Annotated in this window: 24 protein-coding genes and 1 tRNA gene; 8 read left to right on the top strand and 17 right to left on the bottom strand. The window is 73.0% G+C overall.

Annotation, left to right across the window (positions count from 1 at the left end):
• Positions 1-2: 2 nt before the first annotated feature.
• Positions 3-1,511: a zinc-dependent metalloprotease gene (locus tag BCAV_RS14570; protein ID WP_015883375.1), complete on the bottom strand. Its 1,509-nt coding sequence runs from the start codon at positions 1,509-1,511 to the stop codon at positions 3-5.
• 142 nt (positions 1,512-1,653) lie between these two features.
• Here BCAV_RS14570 and BCAV_RS14565 point away from each other — a divergent pair, with 142 nt between their 5' ends.
• On the top strand, positions 1,654-2,757 hold the full coding sequence (locus BCAV_RS14565) for a YlbL family protein (protein ID WP_245528860.1): 1,104 nt from the start codon (positions 1,654-1,656) through the stop codon (positions 2,755-2,757).
• A 12-nt stretch (positions 2,758-2,769) separates the two neighbouring features.
• On the opposite strand, the gene BCAV_RS14560 is transcribed toward BCAV_RS14565, so the two are convergent.
• Positions 2,770-3,723 carry a helix-turn-helix transcriptional regulator gene (locus BCAV_RS14560; protein ID WP_015883373.1) on the bottom strand — a complete coding sequence of 318 codons (954 nt, stop codon included), beginning with the start codon at positions 3,721-3,723 and terminating at the stop codon, positions 2,770-2,772.
• Between the two features lie 81 nt (positions 3,724-3,804).
• On the opposite strand from BCAV_RS14560, the gene BCAV_RS14555 reads away from it, so the two are divergent.
• Positions 3,805-4,374, top strand: coding sequence for a DinB family protein (locus BCAV_RS14555; RefSeq protein WP_015883372.1), 570 nt, complete (start codon positions 3,805-3,807; stop codon positions 4,372-4,374).
• A gap of 1 nt (position 4,375) precedes the next feature.
• Here BCAV_RS14555 and BCAV_RS14550 read toward each other — a convergent pair whose 3' ends face one another.
• Complete coding sequence (locus tag BCAV_RS14550) at positions 4,376-4,915, bottom strand: PPA1309 family protein (RefSeq protein ID WP_015883371.1); 540 nt, start codon at positions 4,913-4,915, stop codon at positions 4,376-4,378.
• Positions 4,916-5,132: 217 nt separating this feature from the next.
• On the opposite strand from BCAV_RS14550, the gene BCAV_RS14545 reads away from it, so the two are divergent.
• The 3 genes from BCAV_RS14545 (at position 5,133) to BCAV_RS14535 (ending at position 8,670) form a co-directional block, all read left to right on the top strand.
• A complete protein-coding gene (locus BCAV_RS14545) occupies positions 5,133-8,075 on the top strand; it encodes a UPF0182 family membrane protein (protein WP_015883370.1) in 2,943 nt (980 codons plus the stop codon).
• Positions 8,076-8,188: 113 nt separating this feature from the next.
• Positions 8,189-8,262: transfer RNA gene (locus BCAV_RS14540), tRNA-Met, on the top strand.
• 219 nt (positions 8,263-8,481) lie between these two features.
• Positions 8,482-8,670 (top strand): hypothetical protein, encoded by a 189-nt coding sequence (locus BCAV_RS14535; RefSeq protein WP_015883369.1) that lies wholly within the window; start codon positions 8,482-8,484, stop codon positions 8,668-8,670.
• 22 nt (positions 8,671-8,692) lie between these two features.
• Here BCAV_RS14535 and BCAV_RS14530 read toward each other — a convergent pair whose 3' ends face one another.
• The 7 genes from BCAV_RS14530 to BCAV_RS14500 all read right to left on the bottom strand — a co-directional run bounded on the left by BCAV_RS14530 (position 8,693) and on the right by BCAV_RS14500 (position 15,354).
• A complete protein-coding gene (locus BCAV_RS14530; protein ID WP_015883368.1) occupies positions 8,693-9,259 on the bottom strand; it encodes a dihydrofolate reductase family protein in 567 nt (188 codons plus the stop codon).
• 3 nt (positions 9,260-9,262) lie between these two features.
• Positions 9,263-9,751, bottom strand: a complete 489-nt coding sequence (locus tag BCAV_RS14525) for an SRPBCC family protein (protein ID WP_015883367.1) — start codon at positions 9,749-9,751, stop codon at positions 9,263-9,265.
• Positions 9,748-10,104 (bottom strand): ArsR/SmtB family transcription factor, encoded by a 357-nt coding sequence (locus tag BCAV_RS14520; protein ID WP_015883366.1) that lies wholly within the window; start codon positions 10,102-10,104, stop codon positions 9,748-9,750. Before BCAV_RS14520 ends, BCAV_RS14525 begins: the two co-directional genes overlap by 4 nt.
• 81 nt (positions 10,105-10,185) lie before the next feature.
• A complete protein-coding gene (locus BCAV_RS14515) occupies positions 10,186-10,899 on the bottom strand; it encodes a DNA alkylation repair protein (protein WP_015883365.1) in 714 nt (237 codons plus the stop codon).
• Positions 10,896-12,161 (bottom strand): D-arabinono-1,4-lactone oxidase, encoded by a 1,266-nt coding sequence (locus BCAV_RS14510; RefSeq protein ID WP_015883364.1) that lies wholly within the window; start codon positions 12,159-12,161, stop codon positions 10,896-10,898. Before BCAV_RS14510 ends, BCAV_RS14515 begins: the two co-directional genes overlap by 4 nt.
• A gap of 111 nt (positions 12,162-12,272) precedes the next feature.
• On the bottom strand, positions 12,273-14,117 hold the full coding sequence (locus BCAV_RS14505; RefSeq protein ID WP_015883363.1) for a glycoside hydrolase family 2 protein: 1,845 nt from the start codon (positions 14,115-14,117) through the stop codon (positions 12,273-12,275).
• Positions 14,118-14,235: 118 nt separating this feature from the next.
• Positions 14,236-15,354 carry a LacI family DNA-binding transcriptional regulator gene (locus BCAV_RS14500; RefSeq protein ID WP_015883362.1) on the bottom strand — a complete coding sequence of 373 codons (1,119 nt, stop codon included), beginning with the start codon at positions 15,352-15,354 and terminating at the stop codon, positions 14,236-14,238.
• Between the two features lie 310 nt (positions 15,355-15,664).
• Here BCAV_RS14500 and BCAV_RS14495 point away from each other — a divergent pair, with 310 nt between their 5' ends.
• From BCAV_RS14495 to BCAV_RS14485, 3 genes are read left to right on the top strand one after another with little or no spacing between them, the layout of a single operon-like run.
• On the top strand, positions 15,665-16,816 hold the full coding sequence (locus BCAV_RS14495; RefSeq protein ID WP_245528858.1) for an extracellular solute-binding protein: 1,152 nt from the start codon (positions 15,665-15,667) through the stop codon (positions 16,814-16,816).
• Between the two features lie 13 nt (positions 16,817-16,829).
• Entirely contained in the window at positions 16,830-17,786 is a 957-nt protein-coding gene (locus BCAV_RS14490; RefSeq protein ID WP_015883360.1) for a carbohydrate ABC transporter permease, read from the top strand.
• 1 nt (position 17,787) lies between these two features.
• Positions 17,788-18,702 (top strand): carbohydrate ABC transporter permease, encoded by a 915-nt coding sequence (locus BCAV_RS14485; RefSeq protein WP_015883359.1) that lies wholly within the window; start codon positions 17,788-17,790, stop codon positions 18,700-18,702.
• A gap of 92 nt (positions 18,703-18,794) precedes the next feature.
• Here BCAV_RS14485 and BCAV_RS14480 read toward each other — a convergent pair whose 3' ends face one another.
• The 7 genes from BCAV_RS14480 to BCAV_RS14450 all read right to left on the bottom strand — a co-directional run bounded on the left by BCAV_RS14480 (position 18,795) and on the right by BCAV_RS14450 (position 24,868).
• Positions 18,795-19,694, bottom strand: coding sequence for an Fpg/Nei family DNA glycosylase (locus BCAV_RS14480; protein ID WP_043349986.1), 900 nt, complete (start codon positions 19,692-19,694; stop codon positions 18,795-18,797).
• Between the two features lie 39 nt (positions 19,695-19,733).
• The gene (locus BCAV_RS14475) at positions 19,734-20,270 is read right to left on the bottom strand and encodes a hypothetical protein (RefSeq protein ID WP_015883357.1); all 537 of its coding nucleotides are present in this window, start codon (positions 20,268-20,270) and stop codon (positions 19,734-19,736) included.
• Complete coding sequence (locus BCAV_RS14470) at positions 20,267-21,607, bottom strand: DUF58 domain-containing protein (protein WP_015883356.1); 1,341 nt, start codon at positions 21,605-21,607, stop codon at positions 20,267-20,269. Before BCAV_RS14470 ends, BCAV_RS14475 begins: the two co-directional genes overlap by 4 nt.
• Positions 21,604-22,578: an AAA family ATPase gene (locus BCAV_RS14465; RefSeq protein ID WP_015883355.1), complete on the bottom strand. Its 975-nt coding sequence runs from the start codon at positions 22,576-22,578 to the stop codon at positions 21,604-21,606. The genes BCAV_RS14470 and BCAV_RS14465 overlap by 4 nt, the downstream gene beginning before the upstream one ends.
• Complete coding sequence (locus tag BCAV_RS22995; protein ID WP_015883354.1) at positions 22,575-23,075, bottom strand: hypothetical protein; 501 nt, start codon at positions 23,073-23,075, stop codon at positions 22,575-22,577. Before BCAV_RS22995 ends, BCAV_RS14465 begins: the two co-directional genes overlap by 4 nt.
• Positions 23,072-23,794 carry a DUF4129 domain-containing protein gene (locus BCAV_RS21695; RefSeq protein ID WP_015883353.1) on the bottom strand — a complete coding sequence of 241 codons (723 nt, stop codon included), beginning with the start codon at positions 23,792-23,794 and terminating at the stop codon, positions 23,072-23,074. The genes BCAV_RS22995 and BCAV_RS21695 overlap by 4 nt, the downstream gene beginning before the upstream one ends.
• Positions 23,795-23,857: 63 nt before the next feature.
• Complete coding sequence (locus tag BCAV_RS14450) at positions 23,858-24,868, bottom strand: LacI family DNA-binding transcriptional regulator (protein WP_015883352.1); 1,011 nt, start codon at positions 24,866-24,868, stop codon at positions 23,858-23,860.
• Between the last annotated feature and the right edge of the window lie 21 nt (positions 24,869-24,889).

Below are 24,889 nucleotides of genomic sequence, written 5' to 3'. Positions count from 1 at the left end.
CGCTACCTCTCGCGGCTGGACGACCCGTCGTCGTCGTCGCCGTCGGCCACGTCCTCGGACTCGCCGTCGGACTTGTCCGCGGCGCTCTCGCGCTCGACGGCGCCGCCGCCCGCGTGGGCACCGCCGTCGACCGCGTCACGCTCGGCGGCCCACTCGGCCTCGCCGGTGGCCAGCAGGTCGGCGAGGGCGGAGTCGAGGTCGGTGCTCTCGACCAGGCGTGCGGCGCGCCGCTCGCGATAGCCGGCGGCGTCGTCGAGGTCGTCGGCGGTGGGCAGGAGGTCGGGGTGCTCCCAGACGCTCTCCCGCTCGGCCGCACCACCGTGCTCCACGAGCGACGCCCAGAGCACGGCCGCCTCGCGGGCGCGGCGGGGCCGCAGCTCCAGGCCGACGAGCGCGGCGAACGTCTGCTCGGCCGGACCGCCCGCGGCGCGGCGCCGGCGGAGCATCTCGCGCAGCGGCACGGCGTGCGGCAGGTGCGGGGCGACGGCGCGAGCCGTGACGTCCTCCACCCAGCCCTCGATGAGCGCCAGAGCCGTCTCGAGGCGGCCGAGCGCCGCCTCCTGCGCCTCGGACCGCTCGAGCGCGAACACCCCGCTCGACAGCGCACCGCGCAGCGCCTCCGGGTCCGACGGGTCGATGGAACGGACCGCGTCCTCCATGCGCTCGGTGTCGATGACGATGCCGCGGGAGTACTCCTCGACGAGCCCCAGCACGTGGGCGCGCAGCCACGGCACGTGCGCGAACAGCCGTGCGTGAGCGACCTCCCGGACGGCGAGGAAGTGCCGAACCTCGTCCACCGGCGCGTCGAGCCCGTCGGCGAACGCCGCCACGTTCGCGACGACGAGCGCCGAGCCCGGCGTCTCGAGCAGCGGGAGGCCCGTGTCGCTGACGCCGAACACCTCGCTCGCCAGCGTGCCGACGGCCTGCCCGACCTGCATGCCGAACACCGTGCCGCCGAGCTGGCGCAGCACGCCGGACGCGTCGGCGCCCATGCCCGGGACGACGTCCTCCCCGCGCGAGGCGAGCGCCGTCACCAGCGCCTGCGCCACCGACGCGGCGATCGGCTCTGCCAGCCGCTTCCACGTGGGGAGCGTGCTCTCGACCCACGTCGCCCGGCTCCACGCCTCCTGGCGGCCTCCCGCCGGCGGGAGGTCCGTGGCGACGTCGAGCCACAGGTCCGCGACGCCGAGCGCCGACGTCACCTGCGCCGCCTGCGCCGCGGTGACGGACGGGTCGCCGCCCGTGTGCGCGGCCTGCCGTGCGACGTCGTGGGCGAGCGTCCAGTTCACCGGGCCGCCGCCGGGGTTCGCGAGCATCCGCTGCATCTGCGCCATCATCGACTGCAGCTGCGCCGGGTCGAGGGGGAGGCCCGCCGCCTGAGCCATCGCGCCGGGATCGAAGCCGTTCGCCTCGAGGGCGCGCATCGCCTCTTCGGCACCCTCCTCGCCGAGCATCGAGCGCAGCAGCGCTCGCCAGGTGCGGCGGGCGTCGTCGTCGGTCTCGTCGCTCATCAGGTGGCCTCCGCTCGATCCGGCTTTCCCCCACGCTAACGACCGGCGGGGCAGCGCCTGCACGAGGTTCGCTGACGGCGCAGAGCCGAGCCACGCAGCCGGAGCGTGCCGGAGATCCTCGCCGATGCCAGAGAATGGGCGGGTGGTCACGCGCACGTACCGGAACATCCCCATGCCGCGATCGTCGCTCTCGCCGCGCAGCGTGCTGCTCGCGGCCAGCGGTCTCGCGACGTTCGTCCTGCTCGCCGCGATCCTCGTCGTGCCGGCGCCGTACGCGATCGAGCAGCCCGGGCCGACCGTCGACACGCTCGGGGAGGTCGACGACGTCGAGCTCATCACGATCCCGGACGCCGAGACGTTCCCCAGCGAGGGGCAGCTGCGCCTGACGACCGTGTCGGTCGCCGGAGGCCCGGGCTTCCCGGTCGATGCGGCGGATGTCGTGCAGGGCTGGCTGTCCTCCGCCGTCGCCGTCGTCCCGGTCGAGAGCGTCTACCAGCGCGGCGTGAGCCGTGAGGAGCTGCAGTCCACGTCGCAGGCGCAGATGACGACGTCGCAGGAGAACGCGACGGCTGCCGCCCTCACCGAGCTGGGCTACGAGGTGCCGACGGTGCTGACCGTGAGCGCGGCGGTCCCGGACTCCGGGTCGGACGGCGTCGTCGAGCCGGGCGACGTCGTCACGTCGATCCAGGCGCCGGACGGCCCGCTCGTGCCGACGGAGACGTTCCCGGACCTCACGCAGGTGCTCGACGGCGTCGCCCCCGGTTCCAGCGTCGCGCTCGGCGTCGAGCGCGACGGCGAGCCCGAGACCCTCGACGTCGTGACCGGCGACGACGGCAACGGCGGCAGCGTGCTCGGCGTGCTCATCGACCCGACGTTCACGTTCCCGATCGAGGTCGACATCGAGATCCAGGACATCGGCGGGCCGAGTGCGGGCACGATGTTCGCGCTCGGGATCATCGAGCGGCTCACGCCGGGCGACTCCACCGGCGGCGAGATCATCGCGGGGACCGGCACGATCGACCTGTCCGGCGAGGTCGGCGCGATCGGCGGGATCGTGCAGAAGCTGCATGGGGCTCAGCGCGACGGAGCCGGGTGGTTCCTCGCCCCGGCCGCCAACTGCGAGCAGGTCGTCGGGAACGTCCCGGAGGGTCTGCAGGTCGTGCGCGTGGCGACGCTGTCCGACGCACGGGACGCCGTCGAGGCGATCGGGGCCGGCGACACCGCCGACCTGCCCAGCTGCTCCTGACGGCGCGGCCGTTCAGGCCGGGGCGGTGGCGGCGAGCAGGAGCTCGGCGGCGGCGTGCAGGCGGGTGGCGACGTCGTCGGGTGACAGCACCCGGAACGGCAGGCCGAGGTCGGCCAGGTGCATGCCGAGCGCCAGGGCGGAGCCGGCGCCCGTCGTGAGCACGCACGCGTGCGCGCCGTCGTCGTCGATCACCCCGACCGTCGGCGGCACGAGGTCCGCGAGCACGGCGCGAGGCACCTCGAACCGCACACGGACCTGGACGGGGTAGGGCGCCGTCGAGACGCCTCGCGAGACCATGACGTCCGCCGGCTCCGGTGGTTCGGACGGTGTGAACCGCCAGGTGGTGACGGTGAGCTCGCGCATGCGGTCGACGCGGAACGTGCGCCAGCTCGCGGCGTCGACGTCGCGCGCCACGAGGTACCAGCGACGCCCGCCCCGGACCAGCCGGTGGGGCTCGACGCGACGCCGACTCTCCGCCTTCTCGGGGCGCACGTACGTGAATCGGACCTCGCACGCGTCACGCCGGGCCTGCGCGAGGGCCACGAGGAGGTCGACGTCCACGGTCTCCGGCTCGCCCAGCGTCAGCGTGGCCGCGTGCAGCGTGCGCAGCCGCTCCCGGGCGGGCGCCGGGAGCAGCGGTTCGAGGCGGGCCAGCGTGCGCACGGCCTCGTCGTCGAGACCGCGCAGCCCCGCGGACGTGGCGAGGCGCAGCCCGATCGCCACGGCGACCGCCTCTTCCTCGCTGAGCAGCAGCGGCGGGAGCGCGCCTCCCGCCCCGAGGCCGTAGCCCCCGTCGGCTCCCGCGCGCGACGTCACGGGATAGCCGAGCTCGCGGAGCTTCTCGACGTCGCGACGCACGGTCCGCTCGGTGACGCCGAGCCGTCCCGCGAGCACGGGCGCCGTCGTCGTCCGCCGGTCCTGCAGGAGGGCCAGGAGGCGGAGGAGGCGCGCCGACGTCGAGATCACCCGACCATGATGCTCCCCAACCTGGACAGTAGATGTCCGGGTTCATGCCTACGGTGGTGGGACGACGACGGAGAGGGACCGATGGACACGCAGGCAGCACCCGGACTCGACTGGACCTCAGTCCTGCTCAGCCAGCTGGAGTGGCACTGGGACAACCAGCTCCGGCAGCGACTCGACGGGCTCACCGACGACGAGTACCTCTGGAAGCCGGTCGACGACGTCTGGACGGTCGCACCGCGTGGGGCCTCGGACGCGCCGATGACCGCCGGATCGGGGGAGTACCTCATCGACTTCGGGTACCCGGAGCCGGTCCCGGCCCCGGTCACGACGATCGCGTGGCGGCTCGGGCACCTCGTGGTGGGCGTGTTCGGTGAGCGCAACGCCAGGTACTTCGGCGGCCCGGAGATGACGTACGACTCGTACGACTACCCGGCGACCGCGGACGGGGCGCTCGCGGCGCTGGACGAGGGATACCGGACCTGGCGCGACGGCGTCGCCTCGCTCGACATCGACGCGCTCGCCGCGAACTGCCGCGAGCCCGGGTTCGAGTCCGACTCGATGGCGGCACTGGTGGTGCACATCCACCGTGAGGTGATCCACCACGGCGCCGAGATCGCCCTGCTGCGCGACCTCTACCTGCGGCTCGGGTAGGTCAGCGCAACGTGGCGTCGAGCGCCGCCACGAGGCCGGGCACGGCGTCTGGCGCACCGCCGACGGCGTCGTCGGAGTCGTGCGACCGGGTCCGCAGGGCGCACCACGACTCCCCGGACCGCAGGACGCCGACGGCGATCCGCACGTCCTGCCGCTCGGGGTGGCCCTCGAGGTAGGCGAGGGCGGCCGCTTCGTCACCGGTGGGCATCGTGGCCTCGGCGTCGGGCGGGAGGACGATCCGCTCGACGACGAGAGCCGCGCCGTCGACGGCGTCGGGCCACGCCAGCTGGGCGAGGAGGTCCTCGAGCGACGACGCCGCCGGCAGCCCCTCCTGCTCGACGGCGGTGAGGTGCTCGGCGTCGTCGGCCGAGGCGCCCAGGGCCGACGTGTCGATCGCCTGCGCCAGGGTGGGATCGGTGGCGAGCGCCTCCGTCGTGCGGACGAGCGCGAACACGCGCACCGGGCCGTCCCATCCGGCCGAGGCGGAGTGCCGCTCGATCTCGACGACGGCGCGAGCGAGGGCGGACTGGCGGGGAGTCATGGGCCCCAGTGTCCCAGGGCGGACCGGGCGTCCGACGCCGACCGCTGCCGCGCCCAGGTGTGGGAAACTTTCCGTGCAGGTCCTGCGTTGCCCGACGTAGAGCCACGTGCGCCACCTGCCGTTGAGGTGGTGACCCGACCCCGACCGCGAGGTGCCCCCAGCCGTGTCGTCCGCTTCCGCTTCCCCGCCCGCACGACGCGAACGACGCTCGGCCCTCGTGCCCACGCTCGTCGTCCTCGGCGTCGTCATCGTCGGCGTCCTGATCCTGGCCCAGCTCGTCACCGAGTGGTTGTGGTTCGCCCAGGTGGGCTACACGGACGTGCTGCGGACGCAGTGGATCACGCGCACGGCGCTGTTCCTGCTGGGCGGCGGCCTCATGGGCGGCGCGGTGTACCTCAACCTGTCGCTCGCCTACCGCAACCGCCCGGTGTACGCCCCGGTGACGCCGGAGCAGCAGAACCTCGACAGGTACCGCGAGGGGATCGAGCCGCTGCGCCGCGTCGTCCTCATCGGCGCACCGATCGTGCTCGGCCTGTTCGCGGGGGGCGCCGCCGCCGGCCAGTGGCAGACCGTGCTGCTCGCGTTCAACGCCGAGCAGTTCGGCGAGGTGGACCCGCAGTTCGGGATCGACCTGTCGTTCTACCTGTTCACGCTGCCGTTCCTGCGGTTCATCGTGTCGTTCCTCATGGCGGTGACGTTCCTCGCCGCGATCGGCGCGATCGTCACGCACTACCTGTACGGCGGCCTCCAGGTGGGCGGCTCCGGGCAGAAGATCTCGCGCGCGGCACGGATCCACATCGGGATCCTCGCCGCGGTGTTCACCCTGCTCATCGCGGCGAGCTACTGGCTCGACCGCTACTCGCTGCTGTCGAAGCAGGGCGACCGGTTCGACGGCGCCGGGTACGCCGACATCAGCGCGGTCCTCCCGGCCCGCACGATCCTCGCGATCATCGCCGTGCTCGTGGCGCTCATGTTCGTGTTCGCGTCCGCGCGCGGCACGTGGCGCCTCCCGGCGGTGGGCGTCGCGCTCATGGTCGTCTCCGCGATCGTCATCGGCGGGATCTACCCGGCGCTCGTGCAGCAGTTCCGGGTGCGGCCGAACGCGCAGACGCTGGAGAGCCCGTACATCCAGCGCAACATCGACGCGACGCTGGCGGCATACGGGCTCGAGGACATCGAGACGCAGGACTACGAGGCGGTCACCCAGGCCGAGCCGGGCGCGCTGCGGGAGGACGCCGAGACGACGGCGAGCATCCGCCTCATGGACCCGACGATCATCTCGCCGACGTTCCAGCAGCTCCAGCAGATCCGCCAGTACTACTCCTTCCCCGAGAACCTGTCGGTCGACCGGTACGAGCTCGAGGGCGAGAGCCGCGACACGGTGATCTCGGTGCGCGAGCTCAACCTCAACGGGCTGGGCGAGAACCAGCGCAACTGGGTCAACGACCACACGGTGTATACGCACGGGTTCGGCGTCGTCGCCGCGTACGGGAACACGCCGACGGCGAGCGGCCAGCCGGACTTCTTCCAGGGCGGCATCCCGAGCAGCGGGGCGCTCGGGGACTACGAGCCGCGGATCTACTTCGGCCAGAACTCCCCGACGTACTCGGTCGTCGGCGCGCCGGAGGGCACCGACCCGTGGGAGGTCGACTACCCGTCGGACGAGTCCGAGGGCGAGGTGCTCAGCACGTACTCCGGCGACGGCGGCCCGGAGGTCTCGAACCCGTTCCTGCGCCTGCTCTTCGCGCTGCGTTTCGGGAGCCAGGAGATCCTGTTCTCCGACCGCGTGACGCCGGAGTCCCAGATCCTCTACGACCGCGACCCGCACGTCCGCGTCGGGAAGGTCGCGCCGTTCCTCACGCTCGACAACCGCGCCTACCCGGCGGTCGTCGACCAGGACGGCGACGGCGTCGGCGAGGTCGTGTGGATCGTCGACGCGTACACGACGTCGAACGAGTACCCGTACTCCGCGCGGCAGCAGCTGGAGGAGGCGACGATCGACTCGCTCGTCGCCCAGCAGGAGGGGCAGCTCGCCCAGGGAGTGCTCCCGGAGTCGATCAACTACATCCGGAACTCCGTCAAGGCGGTCGTCGACGCGTACGACGGCTCGGTCACGCTGTACGCGTGGGACGAGAACGACCCGGTCCTCGAGTCGTGGGAGAACGTGTTCCCGGACGCGGTGCGGCCGATGTCCGAGATCGACGGCAGCCTCATGAGCCACCTGCGCTACCCGGAGGACCTCTTCAAGGTCCAGCGCACGCTGCTCAACTCCTACCACGTGACGGACGCCGGCCAGTTCTTCGCCGGATCGGACTTCTGGCGGACGCCGAACGACCCGACCCAGGGCGACGCGAACATCCCGCAGCCGCCGTACTACCTCACGCTGCGGATGCCCGGCCAGGACGAGTCGAGCTTCTCCCTGACGTCGTCGTTCATCCTCGACGACGACTCGCGCAACGTGATGCGAGGGTTCGCCGCCGTCGATGCGGACGCCGGGAGCGAGGACGGCGTCAGACGCGAGGGCTACGGCACGATCCGGATGCTCGACCTGCCGGCGAGCCTCTCCATCCCGGGCCCGGGGCAGGTGCAGAACAGCTTCAACACCGACCCCGACGCGGCCGACGTCCTCAACATCCTCGACCAGCAGGGCTCGGAGGTTCGGCAGGGGAACCTCCTGACGCTGCCGCTGGGCGGCGGTCTGCTCTACGTCCAGCCGGTGTACGCCCAGGCGTCGACAGGCACGCAGTACCCGCTGCTGCGGTACGTGCTCGTGGCGTTCGGCAACGAGATCGGGTTCGCGACCACGCTCGACGAGGCGCTGGACCAGGTGTTCGGCGGTGACTCCGGTGCGGATGCCGGCGATGCCGGTGTCGATCCGACCGATCCCGTCGAGCCGCCGGGCGACGGCGAACCGACGGAGGAGCCGACCGAGGAGCCGACGGACGAGCCGACCGAGGAACCGACCGACACGCCGGGCGCCGACGACGCCCAGACGCGGCTGTCGCAGGCGCTGCAGGACGCGGCGCAGGCGATGGAGGACAGCTCCGCGGCGCTCGCCGAGAGCGACTGGACGGCGTACGGCGAGGCGCAGGAGCGGCTCAGTGACGCGCTGGAGCGGGCGATCGCGGCGCAGGAGGAGATCGACGCCGCCCAGGGGTAGGCACCACGGTCTGGGCTGGGTGCACCTGCCGGCGGATGACGCCGCTGGCTGCACCGGCCCGCGTCGCCCCGATTTGGTTTCGAGGGCGCGGCCACGTAGAGTGGTCGAGCCGACGCGGGGTGGAGCAGCTCGGTAGCTCGCCGGGCTCATAACCCGGAGGTCGCAGGTTCAAATCCTGCCCCCGCTACAGATGAAGGGCCCGGAGACCACTGGTCTCCGGGCCCTTCGGCTGTCTCGGGACGTCGGTTCCGCGGAAGGTCCGCGCTCGCCCAGGTCCCCGAACCTCCACGCCGGACCCTCACCACGGGTACGTGCCGCGGCGATAGTGTCCGCCTCAGGCCGCCGACGGACGGCGGGCCTCCCGGTGGCCGTGAGGCCGGGGGAACGACGCGAAGGAGCGTGGCCGATGGGCCGAGTCGTGGGAACCGTCGTCCTCGCGGTCCTCGCCGGGTGGGGCGCCGGCACGCTGGCGCTGCTCTTCCTCAGCATGCTCGGCCGCATCGCGCCGGTGCACCTGGTCCTCGTGGCGGGCCTCGGCGTCGCCGCCGCGGCCCTCGTCGTCCGCCGTCGCCGCCGCACCGCCCCAGCGGAGTGACCCCCGCGGGGTGAGGAGCGTGTCAGGCGCCGTCGTCGGCCACGCGATACGTGAGGAACAGCGTGCCGGGCGCGCTGCGGCTCACGTCCGCGAGCTCGAGGCGGCGCCCGGCGCCGTCGGCGACGAACCCGCGCCTGCCCGGGCCGGCCACCACGGCGCCCACGACGAGCCGCAGCTCGTCGATCAGCCCCGTCGCCCAGAGCGACTGCGCGAGCGCGAGGCTGCCGTGGATGCCGATGTCGCCGCCCTCGCGCGTGCGCAGGTCAGCGACGTGCGCGACGGCGTCCGTCGTGACCACCGACGTGTTCGACCACGTCGGCTCGAATGCCCGTGACGTGAACACGATCTTCGGCGTGCCGTTGATGAACGGTGCGAACGGCTCGAAGTCGGAGCCCGGCCAGTGGGCGACCCAGTAGTCGTACGTGCCGCGACCGAGCAGCACGGTGTCCTGGGTCGCGATGACACCGGCGAGGTTCTCGATCAGCTCCTCGCCGCCGTCGGTCATCCAGTCGCCCGGCTCCTCCGCGACGCCGTCGAGCGACTGGAGCTGGTACAGGACGACCTTGCGGTGCGGTCCCGCCGTCGTCATCGCTCAGGCGCCCGCGAGGATGCCGTCGATCTGGCCCATGGCCTCCTGCATGCCCTCGACCATGCCCATCTCCGTGAGCTGCTGCATCTGCTCGGCAGTGTCGAAGGAGGAGGTGACGGTCATGCGCGTGCCCGCGTCGGTCGGTTCGAGCGTGACGCGGCCCCGCACCGTGGGCATGGTGTCGGTCGGGGTGCCGTCGGCGTCGGCGAAGCCGTCCTCGTACTCGATCGAGCGCGGGGAGTCGACGGCGAGGAAGCGCCACCAGCCGTGCGACTCCTCGCCGTCCGGCCCGGTCATGTGGTACTTCGCGGCCCCGCCCGAGGAGAGGTCGTGCTCCGTGAACGTCGCCGGCCAGGTCGGCGGACCCCACCAGCGCTCGAGCTGCCGCGGGTCGGACCAGATCTCCCAGACCCGCTCCGGTGGCGCGGCGAACTCCGCCACGATGGTGAGTGTGAGCGCCGAGGTGTCGGGCGTGGTGCTGATGACGGTCATGACGTGCCCCTTCCGGGCGTGCCGAGGATCTCGTCGATGCGCCCGATGCGGGCACGCCAGATCTCCTCGTACTGTCCGAGCAGCCGGGCGGCTGACCGGATCGTGCTGACGTCGGCGTGAACGATCTGTTCCCGCCCGCGCCGGATCTTGCTGACGAGGCCGGCTCGCTCGAGCACGGCGACGTGCTTCTGGACGGCGGCGAAGCTCATGTCGTAGGCGGCGGCGAGCTCCGACACCGACGCCTCCTGGCGCAGCACGCGCTGCACGATGTCGCGCCGGGTCGTGTCGGAGAGCGCGCCGAAGACCCGGTCGATCTCGGCGTCGCGCTCGCTCACCCCGGCCACGGGAGACATGCCTTCTCCTCCGACGTACAACGCATTGGTTGTACGTTAGGCGACGATCGAGCGGCCCGCAAGGGGCGCCGTCGTCGTCCCTCAGCGCAGCGCGCGGTAGTGCCGCCGTTCGTCGGCGTCGAGGTGCTCGACGGCGTAGCGCAGCGCGGTGCGTGGCATCCGCGGCGCCCGGTCGTCGAGGTAGGCGCGCAACGCGTCCTGCGACACGCGGGCGCCCACCTCGCGCAGCATCCAGCCGGTCGCCTTGTGGATGAGGTCGTGCGGGTCGTCGAGGAGGGCGTCGGCGATGCGGAACGTGTCGGCGCTCTCGCCCGCGCGGATGAGCGCGTGGGTGCTGACGATCGCGATGCGCCGCTCCCACACGGACTCCGACCGGGCGAGCTCGTCGAGCACGCTGCGGTCGTGGTCCCGCACGTACCGCCCGAGGATCGGCGCCGCGGACGCGTCGACGAGGTCCCAGCCGTTCACGTGCGCGGTGTTCGCGAGGTACGTCCGGGTGATCAAGGTGCGCTCGATCTCGTCGCCGACGCCGGAGCGGGTCGCCATCGCGACGAGGGCCAGCAGGCGGTGCTCGTGCACGGCGCTGCGCAGGAGGGGGAGCCAGTCGTCGGGGTCGAAGGGTCGCCGGGCGTACGGGCGCGCGATCCGGCGCAGCTCGCCGAGCCGGACCCCGACGACCACGTCGCCCTCGCCGTACCCGCCGGGACGCACCTGGAAGTACCGCGCGAGCTGCGACGCCACGTCGGCGTCGGCGGCCGAGGCGATCTGTGCGACCACCTCGTCCGCGAGGGTCACCGCAGCCCGACCCGCTGGAGGTAGGGGTTGGCGAACACGCCGTCGGGGTCGTACCGGCGGATGAGCGCCCGCGCGTCGTCCCACCGTGAGTACCGCGCCGCGAGCGTCGCGGCGTCGGCGGCGAACAGCTTGCCCCAGTGCGGACGGGCGTCGAGCCCGTCGAGCGCCGCCTCGAGCCGGGGGAGCAGCGCCTCGACCGCCGGCACGTCCTGGACCCACGTGAAGTGCAGCCCCACCGTGTCGCGGCCGTACGCGGAGCTCAGCCAGAGCTCGTCCGCGGCCACGGTGCGGACCTCCGTCACGAGGACGAGGCGGCGCAGGTCGTCGGCCAGCGACCGCAGCGCGGTGATCGCCGCCGGCAGGTGCTCCCGCGGCAGGAGGTACTCGCTCTGCAGCTCGGCGCCGGCGCTCGGCGTGAACTCGAGACGGAAGTGGGGGAGCCGGTCGTGCCACGGGCCGGGCACGCCCAGCTGCTGCGTGCACGCCGCGGCGTCGACGCCGGGGATCGGGTGGTGCGGGGTGGTCGCGCGCCGCACGCTCAGGTCCGCGAGGTCACGTGCGGGAGCGGCGTCGGTGCGGTGCTTCTGCCAGACGGCGCCGGCGACGTCGTCCCGCCACGTCGTGAAGACGCTGACGCTCGTCGCGCTCGAGCTGAGCGTGTCGAACTCGGCCGTGAGCACGTCCCAGCCGAGGCCCTCCCACACGACCTGTGCGACGTCGTACGTGGGCTCGATCCGCATCGTCACGCTCGTCACGACCCCGAGGGCGCCGAGCGAGACGACGGCACCGGCGAGGTCGCCGTCACCCGTGCCCAGCGTGTGCAGGCGGCCGTCCGCCGTGAGGAGATCCAGGCCGACGACGGCGCCCGCCAGGTTGGTGACCGTGTCGCCCGAGCCGTGGGTCGCCGTCGCGATCGCCCCGGCGACCGAGATGTGCGGCAGCGACGCCATCGCGTGCAGCGCCCAGCCGTGGGCGTGCAGGAAGGCGGCGAGCTCGCCGTAGCGCATGGCCCCGTCGACGGTGACGGTGCGCCGTGCCTCGTCGATGACCGGCTCGCCCACGAGCGCGTCCAGGCTCACGAGGACGCCTGGCGAGTCGGCGAGGTCGTTGAAGGAGTGCCGGGAGCCGAGCACGCGCACGGGTTCGCCGCTGGTGACGACGTCCGCGAGCTCGGCGTGGCTGGCCGGGCGGACCAGGCCGCGGGTGGCGTAACGGCGGTGACCGGCCCAGGCGGATCCGGCGTCGAGGAGCTCCAGCGTCATGTGCTCATCCTGCCGTGCTTCCGGGAGCGCCGAGGTAGATGCGAGCGGCCGAGGTAGGAGCTCGGTGCTCCTACCTCGGCCGCTGGGTTCTACCTCGGCGAGGTCGCCTGCTCAGACCGTCGCGTCGGCCGTTGCCCCGTCGGCCAGCTCGATCGCCGCCGCGCGCTGCTGCACGGCGCGCACCCGGTCGACGTCGAGCTTCGTGCTCCGGTCGAACCGGTAGATGCCGTTCTGCTCCTGGAACACGTCGGTCAGCTGCGTGTAGCAGTAGCCGAACATGTCCTCGTCGTCGAGCAGGACGTCCGTCAGCCCGGCGAACCGGACCTGGAACTCCTCCTCGTCCTGCACGCGCTGGCCGTAGCCCCACGACTCCGCCCGGTCGGTGCCGTCGACCGACGCCGCGGCCTCCGGGTTCCACCAGATGCCGCCGTACTCGCTGACGAAGTACGGCTGGCCGGCGTAGCCCTGCGAGATGGTGCGGCCGTCGTGCGTGTTGAGGAACGGCGTCCCGTCGGCGAGGCCGGCCTGGTTCTCGCGGAACTTCGCCGGGTCCTGCTCGTAGTCGTGCGAGTCGTACACGTCGGTCTCGAGCACGCGGTGGGAGTACCCGGACGTGTCCAGCACGGGCCGGCTCGGGTCGGCGAGCTTCGTCGCGAGGAACATGCCGCGCATGACGTCGTCGAGGTCGGTGATGCGGTCGTGCAGCACCTGCCACGTCTCGTTGAGCGGGCACCAGCCGACGATCGACGGGTGCGAGACGTCGCGCTCGAGGATCTCGAGCCACTGCGTGGTGAAGGACGCCGTCACGCGCTGGTGGTCGGTGATCGGGCCGCCGCCGCCGACCCCCCAGTCGCCGAACTCGCCCCACACGAGGTAGCCGAGGCGGTCCGCGTGGTAGAGGAAGCGCTCCTCGAACACCTTCTGGTGCAGGCGCGCGCCGTTGAACCCGGCCTCGAGGCTGAGCTCGATGTCGCGGACCAGCGCGTCGTCCGTCGGCGCCGTCATGATGCCGTCGGGGTAGTAGCCCTGGTCGAGCACGAGGCGCTGGAAGACGGGCTTGCCGTTGATGAGGATGCGCTTGCCGTCGATCGAGACCGACCGCAGGCCGGCGTAGGAGTCGACGGCGTCGACCACGGCGCCGTCGGCGTCCAGCAGCTCGACCGTGACGTCGTACAGGTGCCCGTCACCAGCGGACCACAGGTGCACGCGGTCCGCGGGCACCTCCAGCCGCAGCGAGGGCGCCAGGTCGACGTCGGCACGGGCGGTCGCGGTGGCGATCGCGCCGTCGGCGTCGCCCACCGTGACCCGCACGGAGAAGCCCGGCCGGTTGTTGGAGAGCGGCGCGACGACCGTGAACGAGCTGGTCGCGACGTCGGGCGTGATGCGCGGACGGCGCAGGTGCACGTGCGGCACCGGCTCGAGCCACACGGTCTGCCAGATCCCGGTGGTGCGCGTGTAGTTGCACTCCGAGTTGATGAACTTCGTGGCCTGCTTGCCGCGGGCCTGCGGCGTGTGCCGGGGGTCGCGGGCGCGGACGACGATCGTCGCCTCCTCGCCCGGCGCAGCGACGCCGTCGAGGTCGGCGGTGAACGGGGAGAACCCGCCGCGGTGGCGCACCACCTCGGTGCCGTTCACCCACACCGTGGTGTCGTGGTCGACGGCGCCGAAGTGCAGCAGCGCCTTCTTCCCGGCCCAGTCGGCGGGGATCGTGACGGTGCGGCGGTACCAGACCGCCTCCATGAAGTCGACGTTCCCGACGCCGGACAGCTCCGACTCCGGAGCGAACGGCACGGTGATCTCGCCGGCCAGGTCGCTCTCGACCAGGCCGCGCTCGAGACCCGAGTCGCCGCCGTCGATCTCGAACTGCCAGGTGCCGTTGAGGTTGAGCCAGTCGGGCCGGACCATCTGGGGGCGGGGGTACTCGGGACGGGGGACGTCGCTGGTGGGCAAGCTCATGCGTACTCCTGAGGTACAACGTTGTAGACGAGGGCGGGACCAGCATACCGGCGCCGCTGCGGGCGGCGGCACCGGGCCCAGCACACGAGACCGCTGGTTCGCTCCGGACCTGGGCGGTTCACGCGGTCGGCGCGGGTGTCGCCGGTGCCGTGCTCTCCCGCACCTCGAGCGTGTGGGCGACGATGTGCACACGCGGCGGCTCGCGCGAACCCTCGATCCGCGACACGAGCAGCTCGACGGCGAGCTGGGCCAGCGCCTCCACGTCCGGCGACACGCTCGTGAGGGTCGGGTGGGAGTAGCGCCCCTCCTCGATGTCGTCCCAGCCGAGCACGGCGACGTCCTGCGGCACGCGCAGCCCCGCCTCGCGCAGCGCGTGCATGGCGCCGACCGCGAGCTGGTCGTTCGCGCACAGGAGCGCGTCGATCGCGTCGGGACCCTGGAACGCCGCGATGCCCGCCGACACCGTCGCCGCGCCGACCGGGCGCGTGTACTGCGCCGCGAGGAACGTCGAGGTGGCGGTCAGGCCGGCCGCGTTGAGCGCTGCCTCGTAGCCGGCGCGGCGCAGCGCACCGGTGCCCGACGAGAGCCCGGCCTCCCCGCCCAGGAACGCGATCCGCCGTCGGCCGGTCTCCAGCAGGTGCGCGGTCGCCTCCCGCGCGGACGCGGTGTTGTCGATGACCACGTGGTCGACGACGGCGGGCTCGCCCCGGGCGGGGAGGGCGTGCTCGCCGATCATCACCATCGGCAGGTTCCCGCGCACGGCGACGACGTCGTGCAGCGCCAGCGCCTGCGGGGAGAACAACACGCCGTCGAGCAGGTGCACATGGAACCCCTCGGCCACGACACGCTCGCGGCCGGCGTCGGCGAACGTCTCGTCGATGAGCACCGTGTATCCGTGCTCCTGCGCCGTCAGGATCACCGCGTGCGCGAGGTCCGCGAAGTACGGGTTGCGGATCTCGGGGAACGCGAGCGCGAGCAGGTGGCTGCGCCCCTGCCGCAGGTGGCGGCCGGAGAGGTTCGGGCGGTACCCGAGCTCCGCGACGGCGGCCTCCACGCGCGCGCGGGTCTGCTCCCGGACCGGGGCCGACCCGTTGATGACGTTCGAGACCGTCTTCCACGAGACCCCGGCCAGGGCGGCGACGTCCTTGATCCCGGGTCTGCGGGGTGGTCCGGGCAGGGGTAACGGGTCGAGAGCGGTGCCCTGCTTGACCGGCTCCTGACCTGGGGTGTGATCCATCGAAGCGCCTCCTTGACACGAAGTGTGCCGTACATCACTGTGTGCAACGTTAGAATCGGGATGGCGGTCCGCGACGACGCGAACCGCACCAGCGAGGAGGTCGACGATGACCCACGGCACCGCCGAGCGAGCCCCGGATCCCGGGGCACGCGGACCCAGCCGACGAACGATGATGCAAGGCACGCTGGGGGCGGGGGCACTGGTCGCGGCAGGCAGTCTGTCGAGCTGCGCCGGAAGCATCGCAGGGGCAGCGACATCGGGAACCCTGGTCCGGATCTGGGACCTGTTGGGTGGCTCCGACGGCCAGATCATGGGGGAGATCGTCGACGAGGTCCGCGTGGAGCTGCCCGACATCTCCATCGATCGCACGACCCTGGCCTGGGGAGCGCCGTACTACACGAAGCTCGCCATGGCCTCGACCGGGGGGCGGGCTCCCGAGGCCGCCGTCATGCACCTGTCCCGTCTCATCGGGTACGCGCCGGGTGGGCTGCTCGAGCCGTTCGACATGGACATGCTCGAGCAGGTGGGGATCCGCGAGTCCGACATCCCCGCCGCACTCTTCGAACGGTGCCTGTTCCAGGACGAGATGTACGCGCTGCCCCTGGACACCCACCCGTTCATCACGTTCTACAACCCCGCGATCGCTGAGCCCGCCGGCCTGCTCAACCCGGACGGCACGCTCATCGAGATCACGAGCCCGGACGAGTTCCTCGACGCCGGGCGTGCGATGGCCGACGTCACGGGTGCCCAGGGCATCGCCTACGGGTACCTCAGCGACCCCGCCCAGGCGTGGCGCCTCTTCTGGGGTCTGTACGGGCAGTCCGGGGCGGAGTACGACTTCACGCCCGGCCAGGATGTCGGGTTCGACGACGGCACGGCGGTCGAGCTCCTCGAGTTCATGCAGTCGATGCTCGACGGCACCGTCGCGGCGCCGAACAGCGACTACGGGAGCGCGATCGCGAACTTCACCACCGAGCAGGCCGGACTCATCCTCTCCGGCGTGTGGGAGAAGACGAGCCTCCAGGGCGCGTTCCCGGACCTCGGTGGCTCCCCGGTGCCGGTCATGTTCGGCACCCCCGCCGCATTCGGCGACTCGCACAGCTACGTGCTCCCGCGCCAGCTGACGCCGAACCCGGCGCGGCGCGAGGCCACGTACGAGGTCCTCGGGGCGATCCTCAAGCAAGGTCTGACGTGGGCCGGGGCCGGGCACATCCCATCCCTCATCCCGGTGGTGGAGTCGCCGGAGTACCAGGACCTCGTGCCGCAGAGCAACTACGCGCAGGCCGCGGAGTCGATCTTCCTCGACCCGCCCGTCTGGTTCGCGGGGTCCGGCAGCGACTTCCAGAACCGGATGTGCCAGGCGATGCAGACGGCGCTCCAGGGGCTGGGAAGCGCCCGCGACTCCGTCGACACCATGATCCGCGAGATGAACACGTTCCTCGCGACGCCGGCACCGGCGTAGGAAGGAGAGACACATGAGCGCCACCACTTCCACAGCCGCCGTACCGCCCTCCGCCGACGTCCGCAAGTCCCGCCGTCGGGCCGAACGTGAGGCCGAGCGCCGCGCCCAGCGCCTCCACAGCGGACTGAGCGGGTACTGGTTCCTGGCCCCGTTCGCGATCGTCTTCCTGCTCTTCCTGATCTGGCCGATCGTGTACGGCCTCTGGATGAGCTTCACGGACCGCACGCTGATCGGCACGAACCCCGGGCTCGTCGGCCTCGAGAACTACATCGAGGCGTTCGGGGACGCGCAGGTCTGGCAGACGCTCTGGCAGACCGTCTTCTTCACGGTCATCAGCACGATCCCCCTGGTGATCGTCGCCCTCGTCATGGCGCTGCTGGTGTTCACCGGGCTCCCGGGCCAGTGGCTGTGGCGATTCGCGTTCTTCGCGTCGTTCCTCCTGCCCGTCGCCGTGGTGACGCAGGTGTGGGGCTGGATGTTCCAGCCGGACCTGGGGCTGTTCAACACCTGGCTCGGCAACCTGGGACTGGATCCCGTCGGATGGCTGACCGACGAGCGGTTCGCGATGTGGTCGATCGCCCTCGTCACCGTCTGGTGGACGGTCGGCTTCAACTTCCTGCTGTACCTCGCCGCGCTGCAGGCGATCCCGGAGCACCTGTACGAGGCGGCGGCGATCGACGGCGCGGGCGCCTGGCGGCGTCTCTTCTCCGTGACCATCCCGCAGCTCGGCCGGACCACGTGGCTCGTGCTGATCCTGCAGGTCCTGGCCTCGCTCAAGGTCTTCGACCAGATCTACCTGCTCACCGGCGGCGGTCCGGCGGGAACCACCCGCTCCACGCTGCTCTACATCTACGACACCGGCTTCGTGAACTACCGGCTGGGCTACGCCTCGGCGATCTCGTACATCTTCTTCGCGCTGATCATCGTGCTGTCGCTCATCCAGCTGTTCAACCGACGGAAGGAGGCCTGACATGGCGACCGCATCGCTCGTCCTGCCCGAGGTCGCGACACGTCGCGCGATCCGCGGCGCGGACAACCGCCGCGCGACCCGACTCCTGCTCGGGTCCAGCGCGTCCGCCCGGACACTGGCCGTCATCGCGCTCGTGCTCATGACGCTCGTCTGGCTCCTGCCGTTCGCCTGGGCGATCATCACGTCGTTCAAGACCGAGCAGGACGCCGCCAGCGCGGCCACGGTCTGGCCCGCGAGCGGGTGGTCGCTCCAGGCGTACACCAACGTCCTGACGAAGGGCGACCTGCCGATCTGGATGCTGAACTCGGTCATCACCGCGGTGCTCGTCACACTGATCACCGTGGTCGTCTCCGCGATGGCCGGCTACGCGTTCTCCCGCACCATGTTCCGTGGGCGGGCGTTCGCTCTGGCGCTCACCGTGGCGTCGATCATGGTGCCGGGGCAGATCCTCATCGTGCCCCTGTTCCAGCAGATGCTGGCCTTCCAGATGGTCGACACGTACGCGGGCATCATCCTCCCGCAGGTCGTGGCGCCCGTGATGGTGTTCATCCTCAAGAAGTTCTTCGACGGCATCCCCAGCGAGCTGCTCGACGCCGCCCGCGTGGACGGCGCGGGACCGTGGCGGACGTTCTTCACGATCGCCGTCCCGCTGTCGAAGTCCATCCTCGTGGCCGTCGCGATCTTCACGTTCATCGGCGCGTGGAACAACTTCCTGTGGCCGTTCATCGTGACGACCGACTCGGCGCTCATGACGATCCCGGTGGGCATCGCGACCGTCACCGAGACGTACGGGCTGCAGTACGCCCGCACGATGGCCTCCGCGATGCTCGCGGCGCTCCCGCTGCTCGTGGTGTTCATGCTGTTCCAGCGGCAGATCGTGCGCGGCGTGGCGACGACCGGCCTCGGCGGGCAGTAGCCCGGCCCGACCCGCCCGTGTCATCCGTTGCGGAGAGACGAGGAAGGCTCCGCAGCGGATGACACGGCGGCGGGCGGCGGCGGACCGACCCGCTAGCGCAGGAGCTTCGACATCCTGCGGTCCGCCAGGGGCACGCCGCCGGTCTGGCACGTGGCGCAGTACTGCAGGCTGCGGTCCGCGAAGGAGACCTCGCGGACGACGTCGCCGCACACCGGGCACGTCTCGCCGGTCCGCCCGTGGACGGCCATGCCTCGGCGCTTCGCGTCCTTGAGCTCGGCCGCCGGCTTCCCGCTCGCGGCCGCGACGGCGGCGTCGAGCACCTGGCGGGTCGCGTCCGTGAGGCGAGCGACGTCGTCGTCCGTCAGCGACTTCGTCAGCGTGAACGGGGACATCCGCGCCGCGTGCAGGATCTCGTCCGAGTAGGCGTTGCCGATCCCGGCGACCAGCGTCTGGTCCCGCAGGGCGCCCTTCAGCTGCTGGTTGCGCGTCCGCAGCGCCGCCCCCAGGCGTTCGGCGGTCAGCTCGGAGCGAGGGTCGAAGCCGAGGCTCGCGATCGGTCCGACCTCCTCCGGCGAGCCGACCACGTGCACGGCGAGCCGCTTGCGCGTGCCGGCCTCCGTGAGGTCGAAGCCGGCGCCGTCGTCGAGCCACACCCGCAGCGCGAGCGGCCCCGCGCGCCGGCCCATGGGACGACCCGCGGGCGTGGACGCGGGCGGCATCTCGTCCTTCCAGCGCAACCATCCCGCCTTGGCGAGGTGGAAGACGAGGTGCGGTTCGCCGTCATCGGCATCGCCGCGCCGCCCGAGCGCGAGGTCGAGCCACTTCCCGTGCCGCTCCACGCCGGTGACGGTGCGCCCGACCAGGTCGGTGAGCGGCGGGTCGAACGTCTTCAGGGCGCCGATCTGGGCGATGTGGACGGCGACGATCTCGCGCCCCACGACGCGTTCCCGCAGGAACTCGCCGAGAGCGTCGACCTCCGGCAGCTCTGGCATGCGACCCATTGTGGCGCGTCGCGGCGTGGCCCGCCGAGCTCATCCTCGCGCGGCACGCACCAGCGGCGGCAGGAGGAGAGCCGTGACCCCGAGCAGCGCGAGCACCCCGGCGAGGGCGAACCACGCCGCCTGCCCGGGCGCCTCGGCGCGGGCGAGGGCGCCGGCCAGGAACGCGAGGACCTGGATGGTGGCCTGCGCGGCGAGGGCGACGGGGAGGTCGACGCGCAGCGCCGCGAGCTGCACGGCGGCCCGCGGCCCCACGCCCGCGAACCGCGCGAGGTAGTGCGTCGCGTGCGCGCCGAGCACGAGAGCGGCCAGGAGCGGCGGGGCGAGGATCTCGGGGTCGCGGAGCAGGACGATGCCGAGCCCGGCCAGCCAGACGCCGGTGATCCCGGAGCCGGGTCGCACCGCGATGACGGCGATCGCGAGGGCGAGCAGCACGAGCTCGCCGAGCTGCGGCACCGTCGCGAACGAGGCGCCGAGCGCGGCGAGGCAGGTCGCGAGCCGGACCACCCAGCCGCGCACGACGCGCCCGGCGGACAGCTCGACGGGGGGAAGTCCGTGGTTCGTGCTCATCGGCGGGCCTCCGCGGGGCGGGCGCGCCGCAGGGCGGCGAGCGCGACCGACGCCGCCACCGGCCCCCCGGGTCCGGTCCAGCTGACGAGCTCCACGCCCTCCCGGACCAGCCGTTCGAGCGCCGTCGAGCGGGCGAGGGCGACCAGCCGGTACGCGGTGAGCTCGGCGTCGTCGAGGCGGTCGGTGCGGGTCGCGGGCAGCACGTCGACGGCGACGACGCGGTGGCCCGACGCCCGCCACAGGCGCGCCATCCGGGCGCTCTGCGCGTCGAGGAAGGTCGAGACCAGCACCACGAGGGCGCCGGAGGGGACCTGCGGCGGCCGGAGCCGGCGGCTCGGATCACCCTCCGGGCGGGAGAGCGCGAGCCGGTACGTGATGCGGTCGAGGTGCGCACGCCCCGAGCCCGGCCGGACGCCGCGCCGCCGCACCGACAGGTCCTCGAGGCCCACGCGGTCGCCGCCGGCCAGGAACGCCCGGCCGATCGACGCCGCCGCCTCGCGCGCGATGTCGAGGGACGTCGGCTCGTCGCGCGGGACCGGGATCCCGCCCGCCCACGTGACGACGTCGGCGCCGACGTCGTCACGACTGTCGACGACCAGCATGACGACGGCGTCCGCGCGCGCCCTGGTGCGGCGCACGTACAGCTCCGTCGCCGCCCCGCTCTGCGTGCCGCGCCGGGCCGTGACCCGCCAGTCGATCCGGCGGAGGCGGTCGCCGGGGGCGAACGGGGCGATGTCGTGCAGGTCGTCGCCGTCACCCGGCCGGCGGCCCGTGTGCGCCCCGGTGAGGCCGAGCAGCCGGAACGGCAGCGGCTGCTGGCCGAGCGCGTGCATCGCGGGCTCGACGGTGACTCGGACGGCGGGCACGAGCCGCGGCTCCGTCACGAACGCCGCGTCGACGCCCTCCGCGATCCAGTCGGTGCGGAAGAACTCCTGGGGCCCGGTCCGGGCGCTGACGACGGCCACCTCGGCGCGGGCGTCGGCGGCGAGGAGCGCCTCGACGCTGCGGAAGCCCGGCGTGCTCACCCGCAGACGCACGGTCGAGGCGCCGCCGTCGTCGATCTCCAGCGCGCCGGTGAACCGCCCGGCCTCCGCCCGCACGTGCTGCTCGCGCAGGCGCACGGCGGGGACGCCGCGAGGGCGGGCGAGCGCGTACGCGACGGTGAGGAGCATCGGCGCGCCGAGGAGCGCGACGTCGGGGCGCGCCGCGAGCAGTCCGACGAACGCGAGCAGGATCGCCGCGACGGCGACCGACGCGGCGGCGAGGCCGGGTCGCCACGTGGGCCGTGCCGACCCGACGGCCGCGAACGGCCGGGGCGCCCCTGACGGCGTCGTCACCGGACCTGCGCCGTCGTCGCCGGCCCCGGCACCTTCCCGAGCAGCTCGGAGACCACCGACGACGGGTCGACGCCGGACGCCCAGGCCTGCGGCGTCAGCGTGAGCCGGTGCACGAGCGCCGGCGCCGCGACCGCCTTCACGTCCTCCGGCGTCACGAAGTTGCGGCCGTCCAGCACCGCCCGGGCGCGGGAGACGAGCATGAGCGACTGGGAGCCGCGCGGTGACGCGCCCACCTCGACGTGGGCGTGGCTGCGCGTCGCGGCGGCGAGGTCCACGCAGTAGGCCACCACGTCGGGGTCCACGTGCACCTGCTCGACCCCGGCCTGCATCTCGAGCAGCGTCTGGTCGTCGACGACGGCGCGGACGCTCGTGTCCTCCCGCTGGCGCGCGAGCCGCCGGGTGAGCACCTCCTGCTCCGCCGCGCGGGTGGGGTAGCCGACGGCGAGCCGCACCATGAACCGGTCGAGCTGCGCCTCGGGCAGGGGGTAGGTGCCCTCGTACTCGACCGGGTTCGACGTCGCCATGACGTGGAACGGGGCGGGCAGCGCGAAGCTCGTGCCCTCGACCGTCACCTGGCGCTCGGCCATCGCCTCGAGCAGCGCGGACTGCGTCTTGGGCGGCGTCCGGTTGATCTCGTCCGCGAGGAAGAGCCCGGTGAAGACCGGTCCGGCGCGGAACTCGAAGCTCGTCGTCGCCGGGTCGAACACGTACGAGCCGGTGATGTCGGCGGGCAGGAGGTCGGGGGTGCACTGCAGGCGCCGGAAGTCGAGGCCGAGGGCGCTCGCGAGGCTGCGCGCGGCCAGGGTCTTCCCCAGCCCGGGCACGTCCTCGAGCAGCACGTGGCCCCCGGCGAGGATCGTGGCGAGCGCGGTGCGCAGCGCCTCGTCCATCCCGACGACGACGGTGCCCACCTCGTCGAGCACGGTGGCGCCGAGCCGGGCGACCTCGGGAACGGGCAGGGGTGACGTCATGCGGGACTCCTGGTGGGATGCGTCGTCGGATCGAGGCGTTCGAGGGCGGTGAGGACGACGCTGACCTCGGCGAGGCTCGTGCCGCCCTCGGCGCGGGTGAGGACGGCGTGCGCCCGAGCGCCGAGGGTGGCGGCGATCCGGGCGTCGTCGTCGACCTCGTCGAGGTCGAGGCCGAGCAGGTCGAGCCGGTCGGCGGCGACGGCACGCAGGCGGCGGACGGCGGCGTCGTCGACCAGGTTGCCCCGCGTCGTCATGCTCCACGACAGCTGGTAGACCTCGGCGCGGCGGCCGGACCGCTCGGTCGCGGGCAGCCGCGGCCACTCCGTCGCCTCGCCGAACGGGACGGCGTGCCCGACGGCGATGAACCCGACCGTGACGAGCGCGCTGAGCAGCACGTCGAGCAGGGAGCCGCGCAGCACCCACGCGACGAACGCGACGACGGCGACGACGGCGATGACCTCCCACGCGCGCCGGGACAGCCGGCGCAGGAGGCTCATCGGCGCACCTGCCAGCTCGCCTCGATCGCGGCGAGCGCGAGCGCGGCGTCGGCGACGGCGTCCGTGCCGGGTTCCGCGGTGCCGAACCGGGCGGCCTCGTACAGCTCGCGCAGGCGCGTCACGGCGGGCGGGTCGGCCTCCGTGCGAACGAGGACGCTGTGGATGAACTCGGTGGGCGTCTGCCATGCCGCGCGCTGCAGGCCGGCCGCTGTGGCGGCGCGCTCCAGCTCGACCCAGGCCGCGACGATCGCGTCGCGGGGCTCCGCCTGCTCCTCCAGGGCACGCCGCGCGGCCTGCGTGGCCTCACCGAGGTCGGGGAGCTCCTCCGCCTCGGTGTCCGCGCCGACGCGACCGATGGTCGGCGGGGCGACGACCCGCCGACCCCGCAGCCAGGACCTCGCGTAGCGGCGCAGGAGGACGACGACGACGGCGACGAGCGCCGCTCCGACCACGACAGCGAGCACGATGCCGACCCACGTCGGCACGTCCGGTGAGCCGGACAGCGTCGGCAGGTCCGGCGGGAGCTCGACGCCCGGCTGCGGGACGAGCGACTCGGTGGGGGCCGGATCCGTGGGCGCCTCGTCGCTCGGGTCGAGGCGCGGCGGGTTCAGCGCCCAGGGACCCCGCAGGGCGGCGCCGATCGCGAGCACGCCCAGCAGCAGCGCGACCAGGGCGGTCGGTCGCCACGCGGTGCGGGGCTCGGCGTCGTCGTCCGTCATCCGCTCCAGCCTAGGCGCGCGAGCGGCGCCGGGGGGACGGGTCGCCGCCCGGTGTCGCCGCCGCTAGCCGGCGGTGGTCGAGGCGCGCACGACCAGCTCGGGCTCGAACCGCAGGTGCTCGTGGACGTGCTCGTCGCCGGAGAGCTCGGAGAGGAGCAGACGCATCGCCGCACGCCCGATCTCGGCCATCGGCTGGCGCACCGACGTGACCGGGACGGCCACCAGCGCGGCGAGGTCGACGTCGTCGTAGCCCACGACGGCGACGTCCTCGGGCACCCGGACGCCCGCCCCGGTGAGCTCGCTGATCACCCCCACGGCCAGGAGGTCGTTCCCGCAGACGACGGCGTCCACGTCGCCGGGTGTGGCCGCCAGCCGCGCGCCTGCGCGGCGCCCGTGCTCCACCGTGTGCTCCTCGACCTCGAGGACCCGCACGCTGACGCCCGCGCCCGAGGTGCGGCGCGCGTCCCGGGCGGCCCGGCGCACCCCGGTGAGCCGGTCGGCGTGCTGGCGGACCCGGTGCGGGCCGCCGACGAACGCGATCCGCCTCCGGCCGAGGTCGAGGAGGTGGCGCGCGGCGACGGCTCCGCCGGTCACGTCGTCGACGGTGACGGAGCACTCGCTCGCTCCTCCCGGGAAGTCCACGATCACGACGGCGATGCCCGCCTGCCGCAACCGGTCCGCCGTCGTCGGCCCGTCGACGGTGGGGGCGAGCAGCACGCCGGACACGCGCTGCTCCGCGAACATGCGCAGCGACGCCTCCTGCCGGGCGAGGGACGCCCGGCTGCTGGTGAGGACGAGCCCGTACCCGTGCGCGACGGCGACGTCGTCGGCGCCGTCGGCCACCTGGGCGAAGAAGGGGTTGGCCGCGTCGTGGATGACGAGCCCGATGCTGCGGTTGAGCCCGCCGGCGAGCGCCCGCGCCTGCCGGTTGGGCACGAAGTCGAGCTCGGCCATGGCGGCCTCGACGCGCGTGCGGGTGGCCTCGCGCACGATGTGCGGGCGGTTGAGGACGTTGCTGACGGTGCCGGGGGAGACGGCGGCGCGGCGGGCGACGTCGGCGATGGTCACGGGCATCGGGCGCGGGGTCCTCTCCGG

It is taken from the genome of Beutenbergia cavernae DSM 12333 (assembly GCF_000023105.1).
In the GTDB taxonomy this organism is placed as follows: domain Bacteria; phylum Actinomycetota; class Actinomycetes; order Actinomycetales; family Beutenbergiaceae; genus Beutenbergia; species Beutenbergia cavernae.
Note: the sequence above shows the minus strand (reverse complement) of the source record. Positions and strands in the feature narration are given on the sequence as shown.